Origin of the sequence: Pseudoalteromonas mucoides (assembly GCF_049257175.1) — a bacterium.
Taxonomy (GTDB): domain Bacteria; phylum Pseudomonadota; class Gammaproteobacteria; order Enterobacterales; family Alteromonadaceae; genus Pseudoalteromonas.
The window spans coordinates 103,344-126,449 of the sequence record NZ_JBMMUC010000009.1 but is presented as its reverse complement, the minus strand read 5'-3'; the positions used below and the strand labels follow the sequence as shown (position 1 = coordinate 126,449).

At 39.4% G+C, this 23,106-nt stretch carries 19 protein-coding genes and 15 tRNA genes; 17 read left to right on the top strand and 17 right to left on the bottom strand.

The window, feature by feature from the left end; all coding sequences use genetic code 11:
- Positions 1 to 54: 54 nt before the first annotated feature.
- The 5 genes from AAEU30_RS11670 to AAEU30_RS11650 all read right to left on the bottom strand — a co-directional run bounded on the left by AAEU30_RS11670 (position 55) and on the right by AAEU30_RS11650 (position 861).
- A tRNA-Glu gene (locus AAEU30_RS11670) sits at positions 55 to 130 on the bottom strand.
- 170 nt (positions 131 to 300) lie between these two features.
- A tRNA-Glu gene (locus AAEU30_RS11665) sits at positions 301 to 376 on the bottom strand.
- 80 nt (positions 377 to 456) lie between these two features.
- Positions 457 to 532: transfer RNA gene (locus AAEU30_RS11660), tRNA-Glu, on the bottom strand.
- Positions 533 to 669: 137 nt separating this feature from the next.
- Positions 670 to 745, bottom strand: a tRNA-Glu gene (locus tag AAEU30_RS11655).
- Between the two features lie 40 nt (positions 746 to 785).
- Positions 786 to 861 (bottom strand) — tRNA-Ala (locus AAEU30_RS11650).
- An 820-nt stretch (positions 862 to 1,681) separates the two neighbouring features.
- Here AAEU30_RS11650 and AAEU30_RS11645 point away from each other — a divergent pair.
- The 10 genes from AAEU30_RS11645 (at position 1,682) to AAEU30_RS11600 (ending at position 2,982) form a co-directional block, all read left to right on the top strand.
- Positions 1,682 to 1,757: transfer RNA gene (locus tag AAEU30_RS11645), tRNA-Val, on the top strand.
- A gap of 148 nt (positions 1,758 to 1,905) precedes the next feature.
- Positions 1,906 to 1,981: transfer RNA gene (locus AAEU30_RS11640), tRNA-Val, on the top strand.
- A 49-nt stretch (positions 1,982 to 2,030) separates the two neighbouring features.
- Positions 2,031 to 2,106, top strand: a tRNA-Val gene (locus AAEU30_RS11635).
- Positions 2,107 to 2,139: 33 nt separating this feature from the next.
- A tRNA-Val gene (locus AAEU30_RS11630) sits at positions 2,140 to 2,215 on the top strand.
- Between the two features lie 16 nt (positions 2,216 to 2,231).
- Positions 2,232 to 2,307, top strand: a tRNA-Val gene (locus tag AAEU30_RS11625).
- Positions 2,308 to 2,345: 38 nt separating this feature from the next.
- Positions 2,346 to 2,421: transfer RNA gene (locus tag AAEU30_RS11620), tRNA-Val, on the top strand.
- Positions 2,422 to 2,440: 19 nt separating this feature from the next.
- Positions 2,441 to 2,516 (top strand) — tRNA-Val (locus AAEU30_RS11615).
- A gap of 63 nt (positions 2,517 to 2,579) precedes the next feature.
- Positions 2,580 to 2,671 (top strand) — tRNA-OTHER (locus AAEU30_RS11610).
- Positions 2,672 to 2,735: 64 nt separating this feature from the next.
- Positions 2,736 to 2,827 (top strand) — tRNA-OTHER (locus AAEU30_RS11605).
- Positions 2,828 to 2,890: 63 nt separating this feature from the next.
- A tRNA-OTHER gene (locus AAEU30_RS11600) sits at positions 2,891 to 2,982 on the top strand.
- A gap of 1,127 nt (positions 2,983 to 4,109) precedes the next feature.
- On the opposite strand, the gene AAEU30_RS11595 is transcribed toward AAEU30_RS11600, so the two are convergent.
- The 6 genes from AAEU30_RS11595 to AAEU30_RS11570 form a co-directional block, all read right to left on the bottom strand.
- Positions 4,110 to 4,409: a DUF3301 domain-containing protein gene (locus AAEU30_RS11595; protein WP_421960648.1), complete on the bottom strand. Its 300-nt coding sequence runs from the start codon at positions 4,407 to 4,409 to the stop codon at positions 4,110 to 4,112.
- 1 nt (position 4,410) lies between these two features.
- Complete coding sequence (locus AAEU30_RS11590) at positions 4,411 to 5,439, bottom strand: DUF3549 family protein (protein WP_421960647.1); 1,029 nt, start codon at positions 5,437 to 5,439, stop codon at positions 4,411 to 4,413.
- Positions 5,440 to 5,539: 100 nt separating this feature from the next.
- Positions 5,540 to 6,304 carry an ElyC/SanA/YdcF family protein gene (locus AAEU30_RS11585; protein ID WP_421960646.1) on the bottom strand — a complete coding sequence of 255 codons (765 nt, stop codon included), beginning with the start codon at positions 6,302 to 6,304 and terminating at the stop codon, positions 5,540 to 5,542.
- 53 nt (positions 6,305 to 6,357) lie between these two features.
- Positions 6,358 to 7,245 (bottom strand): LysR substrate-binding domain-containing protein, encoded by an 888-nt coding sequence (locus AAEU30_RS11580; protein ID WP_058558405.1) that lies wholly within the window; start codon positions 7,243 to 7,245, stop codon positions 6,358 to 6,360.
- 511 nt (positions 7,246 to 7,756) lie between these two features.
- The gene (locus AAEU30_RS11575; protein ID WP_421960645.1) at positions 7,757 to 7,888 is read right to left on the bottom strand and encodes a DUF2897 family protein; all 132 of its coding nucleotides are present in this window, start codon (positions 7,886 to 7,888) and stop codon (positions 7,757 to 7,759) included.
- Between the two features lie 53 nt (positions 7,889 to 7,941).
- Complete coding sequence (locus AAEU30_RS11570; RefSeq protein WP_421960644.1) at positions 7,942 to 8,475, bottom strand: acyloxyacyl hydrolase; 534 nt, start codon at positions 8,473 to 8,475, stop codon at positions 7,942 to 7,944.
- A gap of 243 nt (positions 8,476 to 8,718) precedes the next feature.
- Here AAEU30_RS11570 and AAEU30_RS11565 point away from each other — a divergent pair, with 243 nt between their 5' ends.
- Both AAEU30_RS11565 and AAEU30_RS11560 read left to right on the top strand, forming a co-directional pair.
- A complete protein-coding gene (locus AAEU30_RS11565; RefSeq protein WP_421960701.1) occupies positions 8,719 to 9,306 on the top strand; it encodes an MlaC/ttg2D family ABC transporter substrate-binding protein in 588 nt (195 codons plus the stop codon).
- Between the two features lie 254 nt (positions 9,307 to 9,560).
- Entirely contained in the window at positions 9,561 to 10,898 is a 1,338-nt protein-coding gene (locus tag AAEU30_RS11560; RefSeq protein ID WP_421960643.1) for an ankyrin repeat domain-containing protein, read from the top strand.
- Between the two features lie 66 nt (positions 10,899 to 10,964).
- Here the strand turns inward: AAEU30_RS11560 and AAEU30_RS11555 are convergent, their stop codons facing one another.
- From AAEU30_RS11555 to AAEU30_RS11535, 5 genes are read right to left on the bottom strand one after another with little or no spacing between them, the layout of a single operon-like run.
- Complete coding sequence (locus AAEU30_RS11555; protein ID WP_421960642.1) at positions 10,965 to 11,414, bottom strand: DUF2069 domain-containing protein; 450 nt, start codon at positions 11,412 to 11,414, stop codon at positions 10,965 to 10,967.
- The gene (gene wrbA / locus AAEU30_RS11550) at positions 11,411 to 11,965 is read right to left on the bottom strand and encodes an NAD(P)H:quinone oxidoreductase (protein WP_421960641.1); all 555 of its coding nucleotides are present in this window, start codon (positions 11,963 to 11,965) and stop codon (positions 11,411 to 11,413) included. Before wrbA ends, AAEU30_RS11555 begins: the two co-directional genes overlap by 4 nt.
- Positions 11,965 to 12,312 carry an arsenate reductase (glutaredoxin) gene (arsC, locus tag AAEU30_RS11545; protein ID WP_421960640.1) on the bottom strand — a complete coding sequence of 116 codons (348 nt, stop codon included), beginning with the start codon at positions 12,310 to 12,312 and terminating at the stop codon, positions 11,965 to 11,967. The genes wrbA and arsC overlap by 1 nt, the downstream gene beginning before the upstream one ends.
- A 53-nt stretch (positions 12,313 to 12,365) precedes the next feature.
- Positions 12,366 to 13,826, bottom strand: coding sequence for a beta-barrel assembly-enhancing protease (bepA, locus tag AAEU30_RS11540; RefSeq protein WP_421960639.1), 1,461 nt, complete (start codon positions 13,824 to 13,826; stop codon positions 12,366 to 12,368).
- A 1-nt stretch (position 13,827) separates the two neighbouring features.
- Positions 13,828 to 14,493: a hypothetical protein gene (locus tag AAEU30_RS11535; RefSeq protein ID WP_421960638.1), complete on the bottom strand. Its 666-nt coding sequence runs from the start codon at positions 14,491 to 14,493 to the stop codon at positions 13,828 to 13,830.
- 137 nt (positions 14,494 to 14,630) lie between these two features.
- Between AAEU30_RS11535 and AAEU30_RS11530 the strand changes: the two genes are divergently transcribed.
- From AAEU30_RS11530 to AAEU30_RS11520, 3 genes are all read left to right on the top strand, one after another.
- Positions 14,631 to 14,849, top strand: coding sequence for a hypothetical protein (locus AAEU30_RS11530; RefSeq protein WP_421960637.1), 219 nt, complete (start codon positions 14,631 to 14,633; stop codon positions 14,847 to 14,849).
- Positions 14,842 to 15,924, top strand: coding sequence for an AI-2E family transporter (locus AAEU30_RS11525; RefSeq protein ID WP_421960636.1), 1,083 nt, complete (start codon positions 14,842 to 14,844; stop codon positions 15,922 to 15,924). The genes AAEU30_RS11530 and AAEU30_RS11525 overlap by 8 nt, the downstream gene beginning before the upstream one ends.
- 113 nt (positions 15,925 to 16,037) lie before the next feature.
- The gene (locus AAEU30_RS11520) at positions 16,038 to 18,293 is read left to right on the top strand and encodes an aminotransferase class V-fold PLP-dependent enzyme (protein ID WP_421960635.1); all 2,256 of its coding nucleotides are present in this window, start codon (positions 16,038 to 16,040) and stop codon (positions 18,291 to 18,293) included.
- A 55-nt stretch (positions 18,294 to 18,348) separates the two neighbouring features.
- On the opposite strand, the gene AAEU30_RS11515 is transcribed toward AAEU30_RS11520, so the two are convergent.
- Complete coding sequence (locus AAEU30_RS11515; protein ID WP_421960634.1) at positions 18,349 to 19,377, bottom strand: LacI family DNA-binding transcriptional regulator; 1,029 nt, start codon at positions 19,375 to 19,377, stop codon at positions 18,349 to 18,351.
- A 349-nt stretch (positions 19,378 to 19,726) separates the two neighbouring features.
- Between AAEU30_RS11515 and pgi the strand changes: the two genes are divergently transcribed.
- Together pgi and zwf are read left to right on the top strand one after the other, a co-directional pair.
- Positions 19,727 to 21,370, top strand: a complete 1,644-nt coding sequence (pgi, locus tag AAEU30_RS11510) for a glucose-6-phosphate isomerase (protein ID WP_421960633.1) — start codon at positions 19,727 to 19,729, stop codon at positions 21,368 to 21,370.
- A 262-nt stretch (positions 21,371 to 21,632) separates the two neighbouring features.
- Positions 21,633 to 23,105: a glucose-6-phosphate dehydrogenase gene (gene zwf / locus AAEU30_RS11505; RefSeq protein ID WP_421960632.1), complete on the top strand. Its 1,473-nt coding sequence runs from the start codon at positions 21,633 to 21,635 to the stop codon at positions 23,103 to 23,105.
- Position 23,106: the final 1 nt, after the last annotated feature.

Sequence of the window (23,106 nt, the reverse complement as noted above, 5' to 3'; positions counted from 1 at the left end):
AAAGGGTGTAATAGGTTTTATTTTTGACATAACTCTTCACCTATAAAAAATAGGTGGCGTCCCCAAGGGGATTCGAACCCCTGTTACCGCCGTGAAAGGGCGGTGTCCTAGGCCTCTAGACGATGGGGACGCAGAAATTGGTTTGCAAATCACTGATTTGCTATTTCTGCGTAAGATGAGACCGAGCCTGCGAGGCGAATGGCATTATCTTATCAGAAATATTTTCTGTGTCACTAGGACAACTGAATAGTTAAACTCGATTCAGGCGAGTAGTTTTCATAACACAACACTTGTAATAAGTGGCGTCCCCAAGGGGATTCGAACCCCTGTTACCGCCGTGAAAGGGCGGTGTCCTAGGCCTCTAGACGATGGGGACACAGAAATGTGTCACTAGGACAACTGAATAGTTAAACTCGATTCAGACGAGTGTTTTCATAACACAACACTTATAATAAGTGGCGTCCCCAAGGGGATTCGAACCCCTGTTACCGCCGTGAAAGGGCGGTGTCCTAGGCCTCTAGACGATGGGGACACAAAAATGTGTCACTAGGACAAGTGATTAGTTATACTCAAATCTTGAGTTAAGGTAATGCGAATAAATGCAAGTAAAGACTCGAGCTTTATTTGCTTCGCTATTTTCTCGGTAAAACCGCCACTGATAAATCAGATTGGCGTCCCCAAGGGGATTCGAACCCCTGTTACCGCCGTGAAAGGGCGGTGTCCTAGGCCTCTAGACGATGGGGACACAGAAAACTGCTACCCTAGGACAAGCACAACAATAAGTTTGGTGGAGCTATGCGGGATCGAACCGCAGACCTCTTCGCTGCCAGCGAAGCGCTCTCCCAGCTGAGCTATAGCCCCGACTTACTTTGCTTTACACTGCTGAGTAAATCGAGCTGTGTATCGCTGAGTGCGGGGCGCATTCTATGCAGCCACCCAAATAATGTCAACATTTTTTTCAGTAACTTTATTCAAACGCCCTATTTTTCAACAAACTGGATAATCTATACACTCTGTGGTTTGTTTTTTGAACTGAAGTATTGTTTTTGTTCATAAATGAGGTTCTGGATCTGGTTAAACTCGCAATTTGTCAATTTAATGCGTGTATATAAGGTATACATTTATAAGGAAAATAAACTTTCGGTGAATTTGTTTTATAAAGTATCAATTCAAAAGCGTAAATGCTGGTGAATAACAGGGTTATGCAAAGTAAAGGGGGAGGCAATTTATTAATTGGGTTACAAGTTTTTCCTGAGCTTTGTGAAATGCAAAAATGGGACGTGTTTTATTCATTATGAAATAGCTTGCTAACAGAGGCTATTAAATATAATCGAAAGAGTGACAAGAAAGCTTGAAAATAGGTTGCTCTTTTAATTTAGAGAGCGCCGTAAAGTTTTTACCCAACTCTAGCGATAAGGTTATTAGATTCTGATTTTGCTAAAACCAGTGAAGTCTATACAATTCTATTGCTACATCACTCACTGGCACATTGTGTTTTAGTTAAAATTAAAAGTAACGAGACAAAATCGCAGCAATATGGCTATAAAATGTGCTTTCCGCCATCTTGTTGATTATAAAAACCACATCTAAACTATTTTTACTCATTCAAGTGTTGACACATTTGCAACTCTATCTATAATAGCGCCCCACAACAACGCGGCAATGTGTTGTTTTTAGATATGGGTCGTTAGCTCAGTTGGGAGAGCATCGCCCTTACAAGGCGAGGGTCACTGGTTCAAGTCCAGTACGACCCACCATTATTTTTTGGTGGTTAAGTTATATATCTAAATTCTATTCTGGTCGTTAGAACAGTTAGAAAGAGAATGTCACCGCTATTTAGAAGTAATGGTGAGGTTCACTGGTTAAAGTCCAGTACTATTTATTTTAATAGTAGTATTTATATGTGGGTGATTAGCTCAGTTGGGAGAGCATCGCCCTTACAAGGCGAGGGTCACTGGTTCAAGTCCAGTATCACCCACCACATATAAAACCTGTTATTATGTTAATAGTCATTTTTAAGAACGTAATATGGGTCGTTAGCTCAGTTGGGAGAGCATCGCCCTTACAAGGCGAGGGTCACTGGTTCAAGTCCAGTACGACCCACCATTTTTAAATGGTGTATATTACAATAATCTAAATGGGTGATTAGCTCAGTTGGGAGAGCATCGCCCTTACAAGGCGAGGGTCACTGGTTCAAGTCCAGTATCACCCACCATTTAGATACTCTTTGCGGGTCGTTAGCTCAGTTGGGAGAGCATCGCCCTTACAAGGCGAGGGTCACTGGTTCAAGTCCAGTACGACCCACCATTTCTAAAATGGTAACTGCAAAGAAAACTGATTATTTGGGGTCGTTAGCTCAGTTGGGAGAGCATCGCCCTTACAAGGCGAGGGTCACTGGTTCAAGTCCAGTACGACCCACCATTTAATCAAAATTATATTTGGGTGATTAGCTCAGTTGGGAGAGCATCGCCCTTACAAGGCGAGGGTCACTGGTTCAAGTCCAGTATCACCCACCAAATATAATCATTTCTCCAGCATCTAACTTTATTCTTCTGACTATTATCGTAAAAAGCCTATTCGGGTAATTAACTCAGTTGTAAGAAAAGAGAGCACCGCCTCCCTTTACAAATAATGGCGAGGGTCACTGGTTCAAGTCCAGTATCACCCACCAAATATAAACATTTTTACAGCATCTAATCTTAATTCTTCTGATTATTATCGTAAAAATCCTATTCGGGTAATTAACTCAGTTGTAAGAAAAGAGAGCATCGCCTCCCTTTACAAATAATGGCGAGAGTCACTGGTTCAAGTCCAGTATCACCCACCAAATATAATCATTTCTACAGCATCTAACTTTATTCTTCTGACTATTATCGTAAAAAGCCTATTCGGGTAATTAACTCAGTTGTAAGAAAAGAGAGCATCGCCTCCCTTTACAAATAATGGCGAGGGTCACTGGTTCAAGTCCAGTATCACCCACCAAATATAAACATTTCTACAGCATCTAATCTTAATTCTTCTGACTATTATCGTAAAAAGCCTATTCGGGTAATTAACTCAGTTGTAAAAAAGAGAGCACCGCCTCCCTTTACAAATAATGGCGAGGGTCACTGGTTCAAGTCCAGTACGACCCACCATTTTTAAATGGTGTACCATATTACAGTTTTTCTCTACCATGCGTTGTTTCAGTTGCCTGACTACTCACCCACTTATAAAATTCAATTAAAGTATTCTTTTAAATTTAAACCCCGAATACTCTTTATCGAAAGCCTAGTTTAGTTAAACTAATATTGCTGTTCATTTATAAAAATGACGAGAGAGACCAGTACCTTTACGCAAAGGGTTATCACCAGCTCTGAGCGAGCATTCTACAAAGCAAATACTTTACCTCTTAAGAATGGTGCCACTTTCGCTGAATTTACAGAAGCCATTACATTTATTGAGTACATTAGAGATATAGCTTAAGCGGCATATTGGAAATTACAGTGTACGATATATCTTACATTGTTGTACGCATTATCACTTATAATTCAATGGGACGTTGACTTAAAATTGGTAAGGTGTTGATTTTAATATTGTTTCGTTGTTTTTCAAAAGTGTTACATGAAAATAATTACTATTTATACCTATCACTAAGTCTGCATTAGCGTAAACTTTACTTCATCAAGACGATACAGGCTCAATGATTGAGCTGATGCCAAGGAAATGGAATACGGCAAATTAGCAAGAAGCTAGGCAAGATGCCAAATGGATAAAACTTCATGGATGACAGGGACGGTTTAGGAAGCTGCCTGGATGCAGACATTAGCGGAGCTAATGAAAAGGAATAATCAAAGGATTATATTACAGGAAGTAATAGGAGTGCTTGGAAGCGCAGGACTGCCAAAGATGGCAAGAGGACAGCACTAGGATGTGTAGGATATCGCATAGATGCGATGTGAGGGTGTATTTTGGATGTATACCCGTTCAGGGGAAAGATAAAAAAGGTAGCTTCGGCGTAGGTATGGATGCCTGATTATGGATGAAGTCAGATTGGGGCGTAACTATAAGTTACGCCTTAGTTTCTGGCGTTGTTGTTTAATTAAGACTCATCTAAAATAACTTTCTAACTAGATCTTATGCGGTGGTACGACAACACTTTTCAGCATTTCGTTTTCCATAGACAAAACCCCTTGATATACGCTCTGACCATCACTTGAAAACTCAAACATGAACTCACTTTTTACACCTGGCTTGCCGTTTTTCAAGATCCCAAAACGGCGTTTAGTACAGGCGACACTCATTAATTGAACTTGTAATTGTTCAGTTTGACGCTTAGCATGCGCATTTGCAGCTTCAGCAATTTTTCGATTAAGCCAAAACAGGTAAATTACGCTGCCGATAATAATGAATGTCCATAAGCTTGCCATGTTAAGAGAATAACCTTCCGATTGCACGAGCGAGTTTTTCGCTGCGGTTTTCTTTACGTAATAATGCTAATAGATGCGGGCGAATAGTTGGAATTGCAACTAAGTCAGCAAAAATACTTGGGAAAAGTTCCTCAATCGCTTGGTGATGTGCGCAGTTATCCATAAAAATGTGTAAACGTTCAGGGTCTTCTAGCTGCGAAAAACAGCGCCCTGCAATTGTAAGTAAGATATCTGAATCAGTTGCGATTTCAGATGCTAAAATTTCGTCTACAAGTTTAGCCGTTATACCATGTGCTTGAGCTTTTGACATGGCTCTCAGTGCACAAATTAATGAAAGAGTATCTTTATGCTGGATTGCTGTTAAAGCATGTTCTAGAAGCTGCTGTGCGAAATTAACAGGTATTTGAACATGTTCAAGCATAGCACTTAAAGGTTGAAGTACTTCTAGCGGTAAATGCGGCCATGCTTTTTGCAAGTTTGATAGATTGGTATCATCTTCCAAACGTAACGCAAAGTCAGCGATACCTTGTACTGCAACATTTTGCCAATTTTCTAAACCGAGCTTACCACTGAAATAAAGCTGTGCGTATTCATAATACTCAGAAGCAGGTTGCCTCAATAGTACTTTTAGTTGTGCGTTGAATGCTGCAAGTTTATTTGCATTGGGGGTAAAAACATAGGGGTTATTATCAAGTTTACCATCAGCTTGCTCACTTGTTAGATCATTGCCTAGCGCTTCAATAACCATATTGGCAAAATGATCACGGCTTGCACACACAAGCTTACTTTGCTCATCCACAGGGAATTTTAAAAACCATACATAAGGTTCTTTACTGGCTGCACTGTCCCAAAATTGGATAGCAATCCAAGCATGGCCAGCAAGTGGGTATGGGTAGGGGATTTGTGCTTGTTCAATGGCGTTAAACTGTTTTTTCTCAAACTTTGTAATGTGCCTGCCAATATCAAACGCACGCCATTGTGTACCAGCTCCATCAAGGAGCTGGCCTAAAGTTGCTAACTGCTCAGTCATTATGTTCTCAAAATTTATACCACTATATAAAGCAAATTATACTTCATAGCAGCTTTTGAGGGAACAGCACAAATATGTCTATACAAGAGTATAACTTTAGCTACAGTGCTTCAGGGTCAAGCCAGCGCCGTAATGAAATCCATGCTTTACCAATTACTTCATGCCACTGACTGGTAACCGCTTTTAATACGCCAGCACTGGGAATAAACTGTTTATGTATCGGCCATGCTGAAAAGTCATAGTAATCAGTTGCTGCAGGAATAATTTCTATACCTTGGGCGTTAAATAAACTTTTGGCTCGGGTTATGTGGTTCGCTGAGGTTACTAACGCAACCTTGAAATCTACGAGTGCAGGTGCTAATAATTTGGCTTCATCTGCAGTATCCATTGCAGATGGATTTTGCTTGATGCGAGTTGCATTGACACCTAAGCTGATAGCAGTTTGACGCATTAAACTACTATTTGTGACTTTACCTATACCTCCACCAGATACAATAAGCTGTGAATTTGGGTACTTATATGCCAAACGTAGTCCTTCGACTAAGCGGCTTTTGGCACAATTTCCAAGCTGGCTGTTGGCTGTTAAGTGTGGGTTTGGGTTAACGTCACATCCAAGTACCACAATTTTATCAAGGGTTGTGTGTTTATTAACGTCAAAAACATAATGTAATTGTGTATCGGGTGAAATAATTTTTTGGGCAAAAAAAGGTGTGCTGATCAAAAGTAGGCAGCTTATCGCTAGTAAGCCAAAAAGTGAAAGTACTTTATTGCTGCGAAAAGTCATGCATAGGCAAATTACACAAGCAATACCTAATAAAGGGAGGGGCATCAGCATTGCGCCGATAATTTTTTTAAGTTCAAACATCACAGTAGCATTATTAACTAAATTTGTGTCTATGCTACTGTGAATACTTGAGATTATCGACCGTTATTTAGTTTACAGGTATTTAAAAAATGACGATAAACGGGGTTGTCTTTCATATTCTTCTTCATCGCCAAATACATTGGACGAGTAAGCCCAAGTGCGCCTAGGGGTATTGATTTTATTAACCCTTGGCTTTCATATGGGGTTACCAGCCAATCGGGTAATGCTGCAACACCCATCCCTGCGCTTACTAATTGGAAAATTAACAGCCCTTGGTCAACATTTTTGAGTGTGCCATCAAATCGTGCATTTTGGATGAAATGCTTAAATATATCCTGACGTTCACGAGGAATTGGATAAGAAATAATAGTTTCGTTTTTTAAGTCTAGCGCTGTAACGTATGCTTTTTTAGCAAGTTCGTGATCTGGTGCGACAATTAACTTTAACTTGAAGTCAAAAAGGTGTGCGTATTCAAGTTTATCAGGTTCACGTATATCCGAAGTTAATACTAAATCTAGCTCTTCATTGAGTAAATCTGGAATGGCATCATAGCTAAAGCCACGTTCGTAATCGACTTTAATATCAGGCCAAAAATTATTAAATTCTTTAATTGTTGGTAATAACCAATGAAAGCAAGCGTGACATTCTACACTTAAGCGCAGCTGTGAAATTGGCTGATTTAAGCTTTCTTTTAAACGGCACTTGGTTGCCTCAACTCTAGGCAGTACTTCATTTGCTAATTCTAACAGCAACATACCTTGCGGCGTAAAACGCACAGGTTGGGTTTTGCGTTCGAATAACTGACAATCTAGCTTATTCTCTAAATCTTTGATCTGGTGAGATAAAGCGGACTGAGTTAAAAAAAGCTCACGGGCGGTATTCACCAAAGAACCGGTTTCTTTTAATGTGGCAATGGTCTTCAAGTGTTTTACATCAATCATCTTTAATAATTCTCATGGAAAAAGTGAGGTTCACTCAGATTTTAAACATACTACGCTTTTATTTAAGATGCTTCAACGTCTAGATGGCTAAAAATGGCTGTTAACGTTGCTTAAATGTTGCTGTTTAACCATGGCGTTTATTTGACAGCGCTGTCAAATTGTTTTTTATTATTCATTTAATTATTTTTATGAATTTACCTCATGTTGGAACGTAGGTTTATCAGAAGCACACCTTTCTTTAAAGAATCAACCTGCTGCTCAAAATTAGTTAGCCAATGCACTGTCAACCTACTTGCAATGTAACCTTTCGGATAGATAACGAATTATTAAATAATTTATAGTAGGGTTGATTCGCAGTGACTCAGGAATTGAAGCTGAAGGTATGATAGGAATAGATTGTGAAACATTTGGATTTGCGTCGGCTTAGGTTATATTTTGCAAAATATAGCCTAAACCGACATGAGCTCATCATTGCTTAAAATTAAAGGATGCTGAATAAGGGTGAAAGTAATCATTCTTCATTCTTTTTTGTATCTTTATTTGATACTTTAAAGCCAATGTTTGCTGAATGCTTTAATAGCATTATATTCCCGATGATTATGGCCAAAACCAAAACTATGATCAAAATGTGCCAAAGTTGCATTTGCTTAAACTCTTTTGTGTGATGTGCGAATAGTGTAGCAAATCACACAAACGTTAAAAACGTTTGGCAAAAGATAAGGATATAAAATCGAGTCCAGGGTTAGGGCGTTTAAAACCTGCGTTTGAGTAATGCAGGTATCGTAAAGCAGCCGTCACTTCATCAAACTCGGCAACAAAGCCGAATCTATCTTCAAACTGATAGTGTGTACTTACATTTTTTCCTGCGAAATAAGTGTCATTGATAAGAGAAAACCCGATCCCTGCTTCTATCGATATAGGAATGTTTTTTATGTGCCCTATAGGGTATTGGAGCACTGGCGATATCGCTAGCACCAAGTTAGTTTGATGTTTATTTTCAGCGCCGTACTCCCAAATATTGATGCTAGATTCTAAATAAATATGGCTATTTTTCAAAATAGATTGAAGCTGTGGAGCATGGTATTGATAGGCTAGTTTTAGTCCTTTAACGTCCCCTTCGCCTTGAACATAGTCGAGTGCATAGCCATGATTTGACAGTGCAAAGCTGTTAGTACTAGCTAGGAAAGTTAATACCATAAAAATATATTTAAATACTTGTTTGTAAGTCATTAGAAGCGCCCATAGATGTAATTGATATTTACAAAATAGGGGCATGATTAGTATGAATTCAAGCGACTAAAAGACACTTTCCCTCTGCAATTAGATATTTGAAGAAGTAACAACCTGATTATGAAGAGATATTTTGATTGGTGCGAATTTGCCATTAATAATGTGCCGTTTAGATTCTTTTTGTAAGCATACAAAACAGGTAAATTACCCACTCACACATAAAGGAGACACACAATGATTTCAATGAAGCACTATCTATTTATTATTACATTATTTTTTAGTAGTTCCCTTTTTGCTAATGCTCAGCAATCACCTGTGCAGCTATTAACTCAAGTGGGCGAGCAGTTGTTTAGTGAAATCAGTAAAGTAAATAATCAGGGAACGGCAAGTAAAAGTGAAATGACTGCCGTTGTGGATAAATATTTGATGCCTCATATGGATGTGAAATTTGTCTCATATAAACTACTAGGTAAACATATTAAAGGAATTGACCGTGCGCAAGCGAGTGCGTTCATTTCTTCAGTTGAACATTACTTGAGTGCAACTTATGCCGGTGCGTTAATGAAATACACTGGACAAGAAATTAAATTTGCAGATGAGACAAATGTGGTTTCTGGTGATTTCGCTACGGTCAAAACACAGATCATAGACACCAGCGCGCCAACAATTGACCTACATTTTAAGTTACGTCAAAGTAAAGATGGTAGCTGGAAAGTGTACGACATCGTTGCTGAAGGTATTTCATTACTAAGTGCAAAACAAAAAGAAGTTATTCAGAGAATTTCTGAAGTAGGGCTGACACAAGTGACAGCTGAATTAAGTAAAAAATAACCTTTTAAGTAAGTCTCCAACCTAAAACGACAAACTGAGTAAGCAGTTTGTCGTTTTCTATTATTCTTTAAAATCACACTCTTTAGTCTAGCGCGTGGATCAAGGTATGCTAGAATATGGCCAAGTATTTGAGCTAACTAGTAGATTATGCTTGAGTATTAAATAGTATTAAGCGCAGTGTCAGTTTTAGGTTGTTATAACTAAGCACTCACTTATCCCCCGAGCATTTTAGACACTGGAGTTGTGTTGATTTAATGGAAAATGTACTAATTTGGCCTAAAGAATACCCGCTATTAGTCAAAGGACTTATTGAGCAAAACGGGGCATTTATTTTAGACGCTTTAGAAGCGTGGCCTGCTTGTCGCTCCACTGAAGAAGATGATGGTGTTTGCACCACAGTATTGCCCCCAATTTATTACCTCACATGGTTAACTCCGCTTGAACCGTTTGAAGAATGTTTTTTTCAGCATATCAGTGAGTACGATGAAGAGGCGCAGCATTATATAAGTGCCGCAAAAGACTATTATTACGACAATGATTATACCCCAGAAAGCCTTGTATTATTGATGTGTCAACGGCTAGAAAAGTACGCTAGCATTGCAGCGCAAGCAGCTATTGATACACCACTTTCCCTTATTGGTCATTTGTTTACTAAACGCTATTTTACGGTGATTGAACATGCGCTCAATACAGGGAGCAAGATCAGTGCTGAGGATGCATTAGCAATATGGAAAGAGGTTGATTTTAGAGAGCGTTTCAGCCAATTCATTCCTCAGTCAGTAAATGATATTGAGCGCTTAAGCGAGCTAGCCGCTGAAAAAGTAGCAAGTGGCAAAGATTATTTCACCTTACTAACCCAAGTCTCTCCTGATGTAGATTCTGCACTTTTATTAGAGCAAGCTTTATTGGCGCACCTTAGCTTTGATACAGCAAAGCAAACAATGGCTATGCGCTTTATTGAACAAGGTGCGACAGGCACGTTAAGTGATGATGATAACAAAACCGCATTTATGTGGGCGGTAGAAAAGGGTTATGTAAACCTAGTCCAAATTTTGCTCGATAAGCAAGATAAAACACACACGGATAAGTTAGGTAATACTGCATTGCATTATGCCGTTATCGCCAAAAATGAACCGCTCATGGTGTTATTACTTAAATCAGGGTATGACTTTCGAGTACGCAATAACGAAGGGCTGAGCTGTTACCGTTTAGCGGTGAGCATAAAAGCAACGCAATTAGTCAAATGCTTAGAACGAGACTTTGGTATAAAAGAGCTTTCACCTGACGGGCAGTTTGCACGAATTAAAAAAGTGCACGGATTACATGCAATTGTTACTTTGCTATTGCCATTACAGTTGTTTTTCTTTTTCGATGAAACACTTGCGATAAAGAGTGAACTAACATTAAGTCTTACTATGTTGTCGGTTATTTGCTTCTTTTTCGCCATGAGCCTAAAACGCTGCGCTTTATACCCACACATCAAACATCCTTGGGGTTTATTTGTTTTACGGTGTTTTTCGTTTATGAGTTTGATCGCCCAATTAGGGCTTGCCAGTATTGTAGCATTAGCTACATTGAGCGAGTTAGTCTGATTTTATGAAAGCCATTAGCTAAAAACGCGCTAAATAGCGCGTTTTTGTATTTAAAACTAATTATTATTAATGCTTGTCTTCATGGGCGGCTTTTTCTTCTGCTAGCTCTTCTTTAAGCTTACGTATCTTAAGCCCTAACTCTTGACCTCGATGACGAGCATAGTAAGTACAGCCTATAAACATGGCACTTGCGAAGAGTAACTCCAGTAATACCCAGATAAGCTGGCCTTGAGCAACCCATAATAATGTAAAGCCATGGATGAAATAAAACATGACAATAAAGTTTGCCCATGCATATGTATAAGGCTTGTCTTGTAAAATGCCTTTTAAAGGCAAAAGTAAAGGAAGAATATAAACCGCGAAAATAAAGCCATTACTGTGGCCTTCACGTGGTGCTATTAAATAGAGCCAAATTGGCATCAGTATTAAAAGTCCAAAGTAACCAAATAATGCAATACGTTGGAATCGAACCGTCACTGGCTTTTTAGCTATGCTGGTTGTTTTTTCAGTTGTCATTGTAATTTTCTCGTGATTTTAACCAGTCTTTGGCCAACACTTTGGCAGATCTTAATTTCGTCTTTACTCAGCTGGGAGCTGTTATTCGAACCAGCTACATGGCTGGCTCCGTAAGGAGTACCACCCGATTGTGTTGCGAGTAACTCAGGAACTTCATACGGGACACCCATCAACATCATTCCATGATGCAATAATGGCAATGATAAATTAAGTAGCGTAGCCTCATTTCCACCGTGCATACTGCTTGATGATGAGAATACACAGGCCGGTTTATCAATCAGTTGACCTTTTAACCATAAATCACTCGTGGTCTCCCAAAATGATTTTGCTTGCGAAGCCATCATCCCAAAGCGAGTGGGAGTGCCAAATGCAAGACCATCGCAGCTTACTAGCTCTTCTTTGCTGATAACAATGTCTTCTGGGTTTTTGACCACAAACGTACGAAGTAATGCTACGGCCCCTTGAAGTTCAATTGCATCGGCAATTTCATGTGCCATGGCGGCGACTGAGCCGTGACTCGAGTGGTAAAGAACAATAATAGTTGGTTGCATTAAAGTACGCTTAATACATTTTCAGGAGGACGACCAATGGCTGCTTTATTGTTGTTAACCACAATAGGGCGTTCAATTAATTTAGGGTTTTGCGCCATTGCTTTGATAAGCGCATCTTCGTTTGCTTGCTCTTTTAAATTGAGCTCTTTGTATATGTCTTCTTTGGTACGCATCATCTGACGAGCAGAATCAAACCCTAATTGGTCTATAAGTGTTTTTAGTTGAGCTTCATTTAATGGCGTTTTTAAGTACTCGATAACGTCTGGAGTTATTGACTTTTCTTCAAGTAATGCAAGTGTTTCACGAGATTTAGAACAACGTGGATTATGATAAATAGAGACTGACATAATAAATATCCTTTAACTAAAGTGGGGCTATTTTAGGGCAACTTACGCGAGACTTAAAGTCTCGCGAGTTCTTTTTGCATTTGCCTATATTGTGTTAGTAACGCTTTTAATCTCTGTTGTTTAACCCGTTCTTGCGGCTCCACAAAATTTAACGCTTTTTGCACTTCGTCAGCCGCTTTTAAATAGGCACCATACTGAGCGAGTACATCAGCATTAGCTTCGTGATACGCAGCCAAGTTATCTTGTTTTTTGTAGGTATCTGCGAGTAATTGTTTCGCCAAGTTATGATCTGGCTTTTCAAGTAAAAAAGACTTAAGCAACTGCTCTGCTACTGGGTACTGCTTTGCCTCTAAAGCTGCATTAGCGTAATTTAAAGTAATTACTTGGTTATTCGGTCGGTTGTGGTGTAGGTTTGCCAAAAACTTAACAGCTTCGTCAGCCTTTTCTTGGGCAATGAGTAAGTCGGTATGAGTATCAATGTAAAATAGGTTTTTCGGATCCGACGCAAGTAACTCTTCTAATATCTCTGCCGCACCATCCAATTTTTTTTGATCAAGTAGACTAATTCCCAGCCCATACTTAAGGGCTGTGGTATTGTAAAAACTGTTTTCTTTAATTAGTTTTCTAAACAAGTTCTCAGCATCTTTGGGTTTATGATGATAACGGGCAACCACACGGCTCTTTGCCAAATTAAACTCTAAACTAGTAGGATACTGGCGCTTTTCATATTGTTGTGCGCGTAAACGTACGTCTGATACCCTAGATTCTGGTAAGGGATGAGTAAGTAAGAACGCTGGTGGCTGGTATTTGTAGCGAATTTGCGCAGCAAGTTTGGTTAAAAATTCGCTCGATGCATAGGGGTCAAAACCAGCATTGTTAAGTGTTTGCATACCAATACGATCCGCTTCTTGTTCAGCTGAGCGGCTGTGTGTTAGTTGGCTAAAGGCGGCTTGAGTTTGGTTGGCGGAAATAATCGCAATACCCGCATCAGGTGAAACAACCGTTGCTAAAATACCGGCTATCATCCCCGCAATTGTGAGTGCGTTATTATCTTGCTGCTGTTGAATTCTACGAGCTAGGTGGCGCTGTGTTACGTGCGCAATTTCATGGCCTAGTACGGACGCGAATTGGCTTTCATTGTCTGATTGTGCCATCAACCCCGTATGCACGCCCACATGACCGCCGTAAAAAGCAAAGGCATTAATTTCAGGGTTATTGATCCAAAAAAAAGAAAAGGGGAAGCGCACATCATTTGCGTTAGCCACTAACTTTCGACCAAGGGTTGTTAAATATTCATCAAGTACAGGATCGCTAATAACGGGGGATGAGCCTCGAATTTGCATCATCATGACTTCACCAATGGCTTGCTCTTTTTCAAGTGGTAAAGCTTGTAATGCAGAAGTACCTAAGTCTGGTAATTTAAAGTTAGTTTGCGCCTTTAAAGGCTCACTGCTGAGTACGCTTATTGTAAGCAACGCACTGATTGCGGTGATAAAGGCTGATTTTAGTCGCATTTTATTCCTTGTTGATTGTGTCGCCAAGCATTAGCTTTGCTATATCAATTTCGTCATTGCATGCACGGCTGTCTTTTTCGCACAATTGGTAGAAATCTTTTATTGTGACACCATCGAGCTTTACTACGTTCAATTCTCTTTGTAAAAAAGTAATTATTTTATGAACTGCTTTGTGAGCGTGGAGGATCAAAGCTTTATCTGCTTTATCGCCACGTTCAAAATAAAAGCCGATAAACTTATGTAATTGATTTATTCTGATCAAGCTTTTCATGGTGACAGGATCCCATACTTTAAACTCCATAAAGCGATTATCTTTAACATATTGATCTATTGTTACTTCCTTAGCATAAGGAAGTGCCCATAGCTCAAAACCTCGGTCAGTAAAAATTTGGTGCAAAGCTATGCGCGGTTTTTTATTACAATGGATCTCGCCGATTGAATTTTCAGAGCCTTCGAGTATGTCTAAGTTCCAATTGCGTTTATCTATTAAGCGTTTAACGGCATTATCAAAACCGTGTTCTAGGATGCCCTCAGATTCACTAACAGAAGATGCAACCATATGATAAAATGGTGGTAATTCACCCCAATTAATCTGCTTTTTATACCAGTTAATCTCTTTTAATGTTGGATTACTTGGTAGTAGCGCTTTATTATGCGTCCCGGGCATGAATATATCCTTACTACAATTTATTTACTAAGGATAAACTATTGCGCTGCGGGTTTTAAGAAAAATTTCAAATGCGCTAAATAACAGACCAGCGTTATGAGACTTTTTATGCATTTTATCCTGGGAGAATATGAGTTATGTTAGAGCACGATTTACGAACATATAATTGTCCGCAGCAATTTATTCAATTTAAGTTAGGCTTAAAACAGGCAAACTGTAACAAGCAGCCGATTAAATTTATTTTCTCATTAGAGCAAACGACGTCAGATATAGAACGTTTTTTGCAAAAACATCATTATCATTACAAATTAGAGCCGCAGCTTGGGCTATTATTTGTGGAGCCATTACGTGTTTGAATATGTAAAAACCTGGTACGAACGAAAGTTCTCAGATCCTCACTCAGTTACCTTACTTTTTTTATTAATAGCGCTTATAGCACTGTTTTACTTCTTTGGTTCATTTATTGTGCCAGTATTAGTTGCGTTAGTTATCGCTTATTTATTAGATTGGCCTGTTGCTCATCTTGAGCGTTTAGGGTTACGCCGCTTTAGCGCTACAATTCTTGTTATGTTGGTGTTTACAGGTGTCATGCTGACATTAATTATTGGTATGGGTCCAGTTTTGTGGCAACAGGCCAGTAATCTAGTGCAAGAATCTCCACACATGATAGAGCAAGGTAAAGCATTCTTATTGCAATTGCCGGACGATTATCCAAGCCTCATTACTGCTGAGCAAGTGCAGTCTGTAGTTGCTAATGTTGAAAATAAAGTAATTGAATTTGGCCAAGTCGTGCTCTCTGCGTCATTGACTTCACTTAAAGATGTAGCTGCTTGGCTTATATATCTGATCTTAGTACCTTTGCTAGTATTTTTTATGTTAAAGGACAAGATCGAGTTAATCATGAGCGCAGAAAAGTTGATCCCTAAACAGCGTCGCCTGATTTTACAGGTTTGGCATGAAATGAATCAGCAAATTATGAATTATATTCGTGGCAAAGTGTTTGAAATTTTAATTGTGGGTTCGGCATCGTTTATTGCTTTTACAGTCCTAGATCTTCGTTATGCAGCACTGCTTGGCGTGCTCGTTGGTTTTTCTGTACTGATCCCTTTTGTGGGTGCTGCTTTAGTTACAATCCCCGTTGCAGCAGTGGCGCTGTTCCAGTTTGGCTTAGAAACACAGTTTTGGACCATTTTAATTGTTTACGGCATTATCCAAGCGCTTGATGGAAATGTTCTTGTGCCATTACTTTTTTCTGAAGCGGTAGACTTAAACCCGGTTTTTATTATTGTTGCGGTGTTATTTTTTGGTGGGCTTTGGGGGTTCTGGGGCGTGTTTTTTGCAATTCCTCTGGCTTCACTTGTAAAGGCACTAATTAATGCATGGTCGAGCAAGCAAGAAGAGCGACTGATTGAGCATAACCAACAGCTTTAGTCTTAAATGGTATAGATAACGCACCATAGAGATAAATTGATTATTACGCACGCCATTAAATTTATGTAGAATGCGTTATAAGATATATCTTTTGGTAATATGGTGCGTTTTTAATGTCTGATCTTTTACTTTCTTCTGATTCAACATCTCAAATTTATCTTGATGCGAACGCAACAACTCCCGTTCTCCCCTGCATCGCAGAAGTTGTTTCACATACTATGCAAATTTGCTTTGGTAACCCGTCGTCTTCACATATAACAGGTATTCAAGCAAAACATTTGTTAGAACAAACTCGTAATAAGGCACGAAAAGTCATTGGTGCGCATGATGGTGATATATTATTTACCTCAGGCGCCACAGAAGGTATACAAACCGCGGTCGTTTCTACCCTCATCGCAGCAAAGCAGCATACGATTGAGCAACCTGTGCTTTTATATGGCGCAACCGAGCATAAAGCGGTGCCAAATACTTTAATACATTGGAATGAAGTGTTGGGAATTAATGCACAAGTATTGGCAATCCCGGTATCAAGTGAAGGCATTTTAGATTTAGAATTTATTGCACAACATGCTCAAAGCGCTTTGATGATATGCACTATGGCAGTGAATAATGAAACCGGCGTTTATCAAGACTTAGCTGCTATAGAAACCACAATTCGCGCAAAAAACACTGAGGTTGCTTGGATGGTTGATTGCGTGCAAGCATTAGGTAAAACGGCACTAGAGTTGAGTAAAACAAGTATTGATTACGCACCGTTTTCAGGGCATAAACTGTATGCACCGAAAGGGATAGGGGTTTTATATATTCGTCAGGGCAGTGCATATACGCCATTTATTGCCGGGGGAGGTCAAGAAAGCGGTATGCGGTCAGGTACCGAAAACCTCCCGGGTATTGCTGGGCTTAATAAACTTTTTTCTTTGTTATTAGATAGCAACGATGACACGTTTAAAAGCATAGACATACTTCACGGCTACCGAAATAAATTACATGCTGCGTTAAATTATACATTTGGTGAACTGACGTTTAATCATAATTTTGATCAGAGTGTGCCTACCACCCTTAACTTTTCAGTTAACGAATTTAGCAGCAAAGAAGTGATGGATTTATTTGATGCCGCAGGTATACGTATTAGCGGCGGCTCTGCGTGTAGCTCGGGTGCTAGTAGAAGTTTCGTGCTCGACGCTATGGGCGCTTCAAATTGGCAAAGTGAAAATGCACTACGCTTGTCGTTTGGTCCGGCAACCACGCAAACTGATATAGATTTTGCTTGTGAGCGGATTCGTTCACTTAAAGTTATTTTGCAAGCAAATTGCTTAATAGTGTCAGATTCTGAATCACCACAGCAAGAAGCATGTGCGCTTGGTTTAACTCAATACCGCCACCAAGGAGCATGCTGCTGGTTATATGTTACAAGAAAAAGAGAAGCGATAATTATTGATCCAATCGCAGAGTTATTGCCGCGATTAGAAAAAATAGTTACTACGCAGGACCTTACAGTAAAAGCTATTTTAGATACTCATGAACACCAAGACCGTATGTCATCTGTGGAATTGTATACTGCCGCCTTTTCAGAACATATAAACTATTGTGAATCAGAACAATTAGGCTGGCCAGCTGCCTCATCAGTAATTGAATTAGGGCAGACTAGGGTAGAGCGGATTGCTACTCCAGGGCATAGCATTGATAGCTTTAGTTACATGTTACGCTGTAATAAAACGTCAAAAGTGCTTTATTGCTTTTGTGGTGATTTACTTTTACCTGCAGGTCTTGGTAATACTAGTTTAAAAGGCGGCAGTGCCGTGCAAATGGCTGAATCTCTAGTTAACCTAAATAACGTTTTGGCAGAAGAGAGTATCATCTGCTCTGGCCATGATTATCAGCAATGTTTCGCAATAAACTGGCAAACCCAAATTATACAAACACCGCTGTTGTTCGCTTTATTAAACAATCAGATCTCAGTTGTTGAATTTGCTGAGCAAAAAAGCGCACATGACACTCAAAGCACTGGCAAGTTTGCAAGTCTTTGTGGGTATGCAGCTAAATTAGATAGTTTCTCAGCTTCGCAAGTGGATATCGTTCATGCAAAGGCGTTATTAAATGATGCGAACGCTTATTTAATTGATACACGCGAGCCTTATGAGCATGGCGTAACTGCGTTACCACACTTATTTAATATAGATAAGCACCGCGTTATAAACATTCCATTAAGTAGAATGGCTAATGCGTGTGCCGATGGCCAATTAGACAAGTCTCGATGTTATGTTCTATTGTGCCGAAGTGGTAATCGCTCTAAGCAAGCAGCTGCCAATCTTACACAACTTGGTTTTGAACAGGTATATAATTTAGATGGTGGAATGGCGTTGTTATAATAGCTTTTGATGCAAAAAAATGGCGCTCAGTAGAGCGCCATATTACATATTAGTATTAAAGCTTAGGGCCTGAGCTGTCTCTGACCACAATTGAGGGCGTGAATGAAGTTATAATATCTTTATCTTGGTTACGTGCGCCTCGTGTCTTAGTAAACAATAAGCGAGCAGCATGCTGTGAGATAACATCATTTTCTTGATGAGCCGTTGTCAATTTAGGCCAAGTTTGACGAGAGAACGGCGAGTTCTCAAAGCCGGTAATTGATAATTGCTCGGGTATTTGTATTCCCATTAAACGCGAAGCAAACAGAGCGCCTGCAGCCATTTCATCGTTGCCGCCTAAAATAGCCGTGATTGCTAATTTATTATTATCGGCTAATAACGCTTTAGCACCTTCAACACCTGATTCAAACGAATATTTCCCGTCATATATGAAGTCACTGTTTGTTTGGCTATTATGATCTTCAAGTGCAGCTTTATATCCTTCTAAACGCTCACTGGTTGATTTATGCTCTTTATCACCACAAATAAAGCCAATGTTTTTATGGCCGAGTGTAAGTAAATGAGTGGTTATTTCGTAGGCCGCTTTGTAATCGTTTACATAAATACAGGTATCTTGATCTTCATCAGTCGGTCGACCTGATAGCACTCGGACATAGTGAATATTTAATTCATCCAACATATTCGTAATACTACTTTGCTCTGAAAGCGGTGGGGTCAGCACTAAACCTGCTAAACGAGAACGCTTTATCATGGTTTTAAAATCATCTTCCATGTTGTCATCGGTGTAGCTGCATGGGTGAATTACCAATTCATAACCTTCGTCTTTACAACGTGATAAAACACCATTTTGCATATCAATGACGTAGTAAGCATTAGGGTTGTCATATACTAAACCAACTGTAAACGATGAAGTACCCGCTAGATTACGCGCCGCAAGGTTAGGTTGGTAGTTAAGCTCGTTAACTGCTTCCATTACCACATCATATGTTTTTTTGCGTACGGAAGGTTCTTTATTGATTACTCGCGAAACAGTCTTCATCGAAACTCCAGCGAGTTTCGCTACATCATTTATAGTTACTTTCATACAATTACTTTTTAGGTTGTTGTTTTTGCGTTGTCATGAATTCATGAAGCTCAGTGTTTTAGCCTAAATAAGTAGGCGAGTCATTAATTCTTCATCAAGACCAGTTAGTGTATCTAATGTTGCGCTAAAATAGCAGTAAAATAATTGAGATAATTTTTATGATACCGGTGTCAAATGAGTAAATATGCGTTATTATCTCCTTCATAAAATATAAAAGCAGAAGATTGACAGCGTTGTCATTTTAACTTATCGTTAACCTTGTTTGTAGGTTGTTACGCTATTTTTTCTTCTACTGTTATAAAAGATAGTTATAAATCAGTTTGTTGCAAGTCCAAAGGGGATGTTAAAAATGAGTTGTCGTTCACAGTTAGCTAGTTGGCAGGCATTACAAGTAAGTGCAGATAAGATGAAGAAAGCTCATCTTAAAGATTTATTCGCCAACGATAGCACGCGGTTCGAGCAATTCTCTACTCAGATCCCCGGTGTATTATTTGATTATTCAAAGCAATTAATTGATAGCTCTGTGATGGCTGAATTACACACATTAGCACAAGCGTGTGATCTTGCTTCTTGGCGAGATAAGATGTTCAGCGGTGAAAAAATTAATATCACCGAAGACAGAGCCGTACTACATACTGCATTACGAAATCGCAAAAGTTCTTCACTGGTTGTGGATGGCGAAAATGTCAGTGAGGTAGTGAATAATGAACTTGAAAAGATAAAAGTATTTGTTGAAAAAGTACGTTCAGGGCAGTGGCTTGGTTACACAGGTAAAGCTGTCAAATCAGTAGTAAGTATCGGTGTTGGAGGGTCTAACCTTGGGCCACAGATGGCAACTGAAGCGTTAAAAAGTTACGCAGACGATACTCTAAAGGTTCATTATGTTTCCAATGCTGATGGCGTTCAAATTTCGTCAGTATTGAAAGAAATCGACCCAGAAACGACTTTATTCGTTATTTCATCAAAAACATTTACGACCTCAGAGACCATGACTAACGCTAAAACAGCGGTTGAGTGGTTTTTAGAGTCAGCTCAAGACAGTCAAGCGATTGCTAAACATTTTGTTGCTGTCAGTACCAACTTAGAGAAAACAGCGGCCTTTGGTATTGCTGATGAAAACGTATTCACTATGTGGGATTGGGTTGGTGGTCGCTTTTCATTATGGAGTGCGATAGGATTACCAATCGCTCTTTATTTAGGCTTTGAAGCTTTTGAAGCTATCCTTGAAGGTGCGTTTGAAGTTGATGAACATTTCAAAACAGCCCCAAATGAGCAAAATGTACCATTATTAATGGCCTTGCTAAGTGTGTGGAATACCAGCTTTTTAGGGCATGATGTGCAAGCTATTTTACCTTATGACCAAGCTTTGCATATGTTGCCTGCATATTTACAACAAGGTGAGATGGAAAGTAATGGTAAACATGTGAATTTTGCGGGTGAAACTGTAAATTACACCACGGTTCCGATTATTTGGGGCATGACAGGTATTAATGGTCAACATGCGTTTTATCAGTGCCTGCACCAAGGTAATGTTGTTGTACCGGCTGATTTTATTGCATCAGTTAAGCCACAAGTTAACGTTGGCAAACATCATGATATTTTGTTGTCTAACTTCTTTGCACAAACAGAAGCGATGATGATGGGCGTTGATGCAGAGCAAGTTCGTACTGATTTAGCTGCAAAAGGAAAGTCTGATTCTGAGATTGAGCTGCTAGTAAATCATAAAATTCATAAAGGTAACCGTCCAACCACATCAATCTTACTCGATGTTGTTGATGCTAAAGCAGTCGGTCGATTAATCGCGCTTTATGAACACAAAATATTTTGCCAAGGCATAATTTTGGAAATATGTTCATTTGACCAATGGGGTGTAGAGTTAGGTAAAGGCCTAGCATCTAAAATCGAAGCTGAACTACTTGATGATGATGTTAATCACCCTCACGATAGTTCAACTCAGGGTTTAATGAGTTACTACAAAGCGCATCGCGCTTAAACAATTTTAGTAATATGCGTTATTTACGTGTATTACAAACCAAATACCTTTGAACGGGTAGCGCTGGAGTTCTTAGGGCCTGTATATTTGTGAGAGGATATGCAGAGCCCCTAAGACTCATTTAACCAGCCAAAAACAAGCGAATTCAACAGGCTTTTTCAATTGATGCTAAAAGCTGATATCACCTAAACAACAAGAATATATGCCTGTACTGCGGTTTATGTAGTTGACAACAGGGCATAGTAAATTTAGAGAGTAAATTATGCTAAATCCTTTTGATATTGTAATTTTTGGGGGCGGCGGAGACCTTGCATTACGTAAGTTACTTCCTGCAATGTATCGCGCATATCAAGAAGGCAACCTACCACAAGGTTCGCGCATTTTACCGACCGTTCGAGAAGAAAGTAAACGTGCAGAATATATAGAAACCGCACATGAAGCGCTTAAGCAATTTTTAGGAAAAGGCGAGTTTAACACTAAAGATTGGAAAGCGTTTGCAACGTACTTAGTGCCAGTTGTAACCAACGTAACCGAAGCTGATGATGACTGGGATAAACTAAAAAATATCCTTGATGAAGATGCACAAGATAAATCGCGTGTATTTTATTTATCATTACCGCCAGCTGTATATGGCAGCTGTTGTGAGATTTTATCTACCAAAGGCTTGATCACATCAACTTCACGCGTGGTTGTAGAGAAACCAATTGGCTACTGCGGCCAATCAGCTGAAGAGATCAATGCAAAAATTGCGGAATACTTTACTGAAGATCAAATTTTCCGAATAGATCACTACTTAGGCAAAGAAACCGTTCAGAACTTAATGGCACTGCGTTTTTCAAATTCATTATTTGAAAATATGTGGGATGCAAAATCAATTGATAATATCCAAATTAGTCTTTCAGAAACGGTTGGCCTAGAGAGCCGTGCCGGTTTTTATGATAAAGCTGGTGCTCTACGCGACATGGTGCAAAACCACTTATTACAACTTCTATGTTTAGTGGCGATGGAATCACCCAATAAGCTAAATGCAAACAGTATCCGCACAGAAAAACTAAAAGTATTAGAGTCGCTACGTCCTCTAGTAGATACTGATGTAGATGACAATATTATTCGTGGTCAATATGTACCGGGTGATTTAGATGGCAAAATTGTACCAGGGTATTTAGAAGAGTTAAATGAAGGTGCAAGTAAAACAGAGACCTTCGTTGCTATTCGCGCGCATATTGATAACTGGCGTTGGGCCGGTGTGCCATTTTACCTTCGGACAGGTAAGCGTATGGCTAAGCGTTGTGCTGAAATTGTGGTTGAATATAAAAAAGTATCACACAATGTGTATGGTGATAATGTGGGTAAGATTGAGCCAAATCGCCTTGTGATCCGCTTACAACCTGAAGAAACCATTCAACTTACCTTGATGTCAAAGCGACTTGATAACCTTGAAATGCAATTAGAGCCTGTAACCATGAACATTGAGCTGTCTCAGGCTTACAGTAATGGTTTCCACTCTGATGCTTATAAACGTTTAATGCTTGATGCTGCTGCAAATAACCCCTCATTATTTATCCACCGTGATGAAGTACGTCAAGCATGGAAATGGATTGACCCAATTGTAGAGCGTTGGCAAGATAAAGGTAAACCAGCATTGTATCGTGCTGGTAGTTGGGGTCCCGATGATGCCGATGAGTTACTTGCTGAAAACAATCATGTTTGGTTTAACACTGGTGACAAGGCATAAC

Excerpts from the sequence above, each read along its gene's own strand:
- AAEU30_RS11560 (WP_421960643.1), top strand. The coding sequence starts at position 9,561 with ATGGAAAATGTACTAATTTGGCCTAAAGAATACCCGCTATTAGTCAAA.
- AAEU30_RS11590 (WP_421960647.1), bottom strand. The coding sequence starts at position 5,439 with ATGACTGAGCAGTTAGCAACTTTAGGCCAGCTCCTTGATGGAGCTGGT.
- AAEU30_RS11585 (WP_421960646.1), bottom strand. The coding sequence starts at position 6,304 with ATGTTTGAACTTAAAAAAATTATCGGCGCAATGCTGATGCCCCTCCCT.
- AAEU30_RS11530 (WP_421960637.1), top strand. The coding sequence starts at position 14,631 with ATGTTAGAGCACGATTTACGAACATATAATTGTCCGCAGCAATTTATT.
- AAEU30_RS11515 (WP_421960634.1), bottom strand. The coding sequence starts at position 19,377 with ATGAAAGTAACTATAAATGATGTAGCGAAACTCGCTGGAGTTTCGATG.
- AAEU30_RS11535 (WP_421960638.1), bottom strand. The coding sequence starts at position 14,493 with ATGCCCGGGACGCATAATAAAGCGCTACTACCAAGTAATCCAACATTA.
- AAEU30_RS11575 (WP_421960645.1), bottom strand. The coding sequence starts at position 7,888 with ATGCAACTTTGGCACATTTTGATCATAGTTTTGGTTTTGGCCATAATC.
- pgi (WP_421960633.1), top strand. The coding sequence starts at position 19,727 with ATGAGTTGTCGTTCACAGTTAGCTAGTTGGCAGGCATTACAAGTAAGT.
- zwf (WP_421960632.1), top strand. The coding sequence starts at position 21,633 with ATGCTAAATCCTTTTGATATTGTAATTTTTGGGGGCGGCGGAGACCTT.
- AAEU30_RS11565 (WP_421960701.1), top strand. The coding sequence starts at position 8,719 with ATGAAGCACTATCTATTTATTATTACATTATTTTTTAGTAGTTCCCTT.
- wrbA (WP_421960641.1), bottom strand. The coding sequence starts at position 11,965 with ATGCAACCAACTATTATTGTTCTTTACCACTCGAGTCACGGCTCAGTC.
- bepA (WP_421960639.1), bottom strand. The coding sequence starts at position 13,826 with ATGCGACTAAAATCAGCCTTTATCACCGCAATCAGTGCGTTGCTTACA.
- AAEU30_RS11580 (WP_058558405.1), bottom strand. The coding sequence starts at position 7,245 with ATGATTGATGTAAAACACTTGAAGACCATTGCCACATTAAAAGAAACC.
- AAEU30_RS11595 (WP_421960648.1), bottom strand. The coding sequence starts at position 4,409 with ATGGCAAGCTTATGGACATTCATTATTATCGGCAGCGTAATTTACCTG.
- AAEU30_RS11520 (WP_421960635.1), top strand. The coding sequence starts at position 16,038 with ATGTCTGATCTTTTACTTTCTTCTGATTCAACATCTCAAATTTATCTT.
- AAEU30_RS11555 (WP_421960642.1), bottom strand. The coding sequence starts at position 11,414 with ATGACAACTGAAAAAACAACCAGCATAGCTAAAAAGCCAGTGACGGTT.
- arsC (WP_421960640.1), bottom strand. The coding sequence starts at position 12,312 with ATGTCAGTCTCTATTTATCATAATCCACGTTGTTCTAAATCTCGTGAA.
- AAEU30_RS11570 (WP_421960644.1), bottom strand. The coding sequence starts at position 8,475 with ATGACTTACAAACAAGTATTTAAATATATTTTTATGGTATTAACTTTC.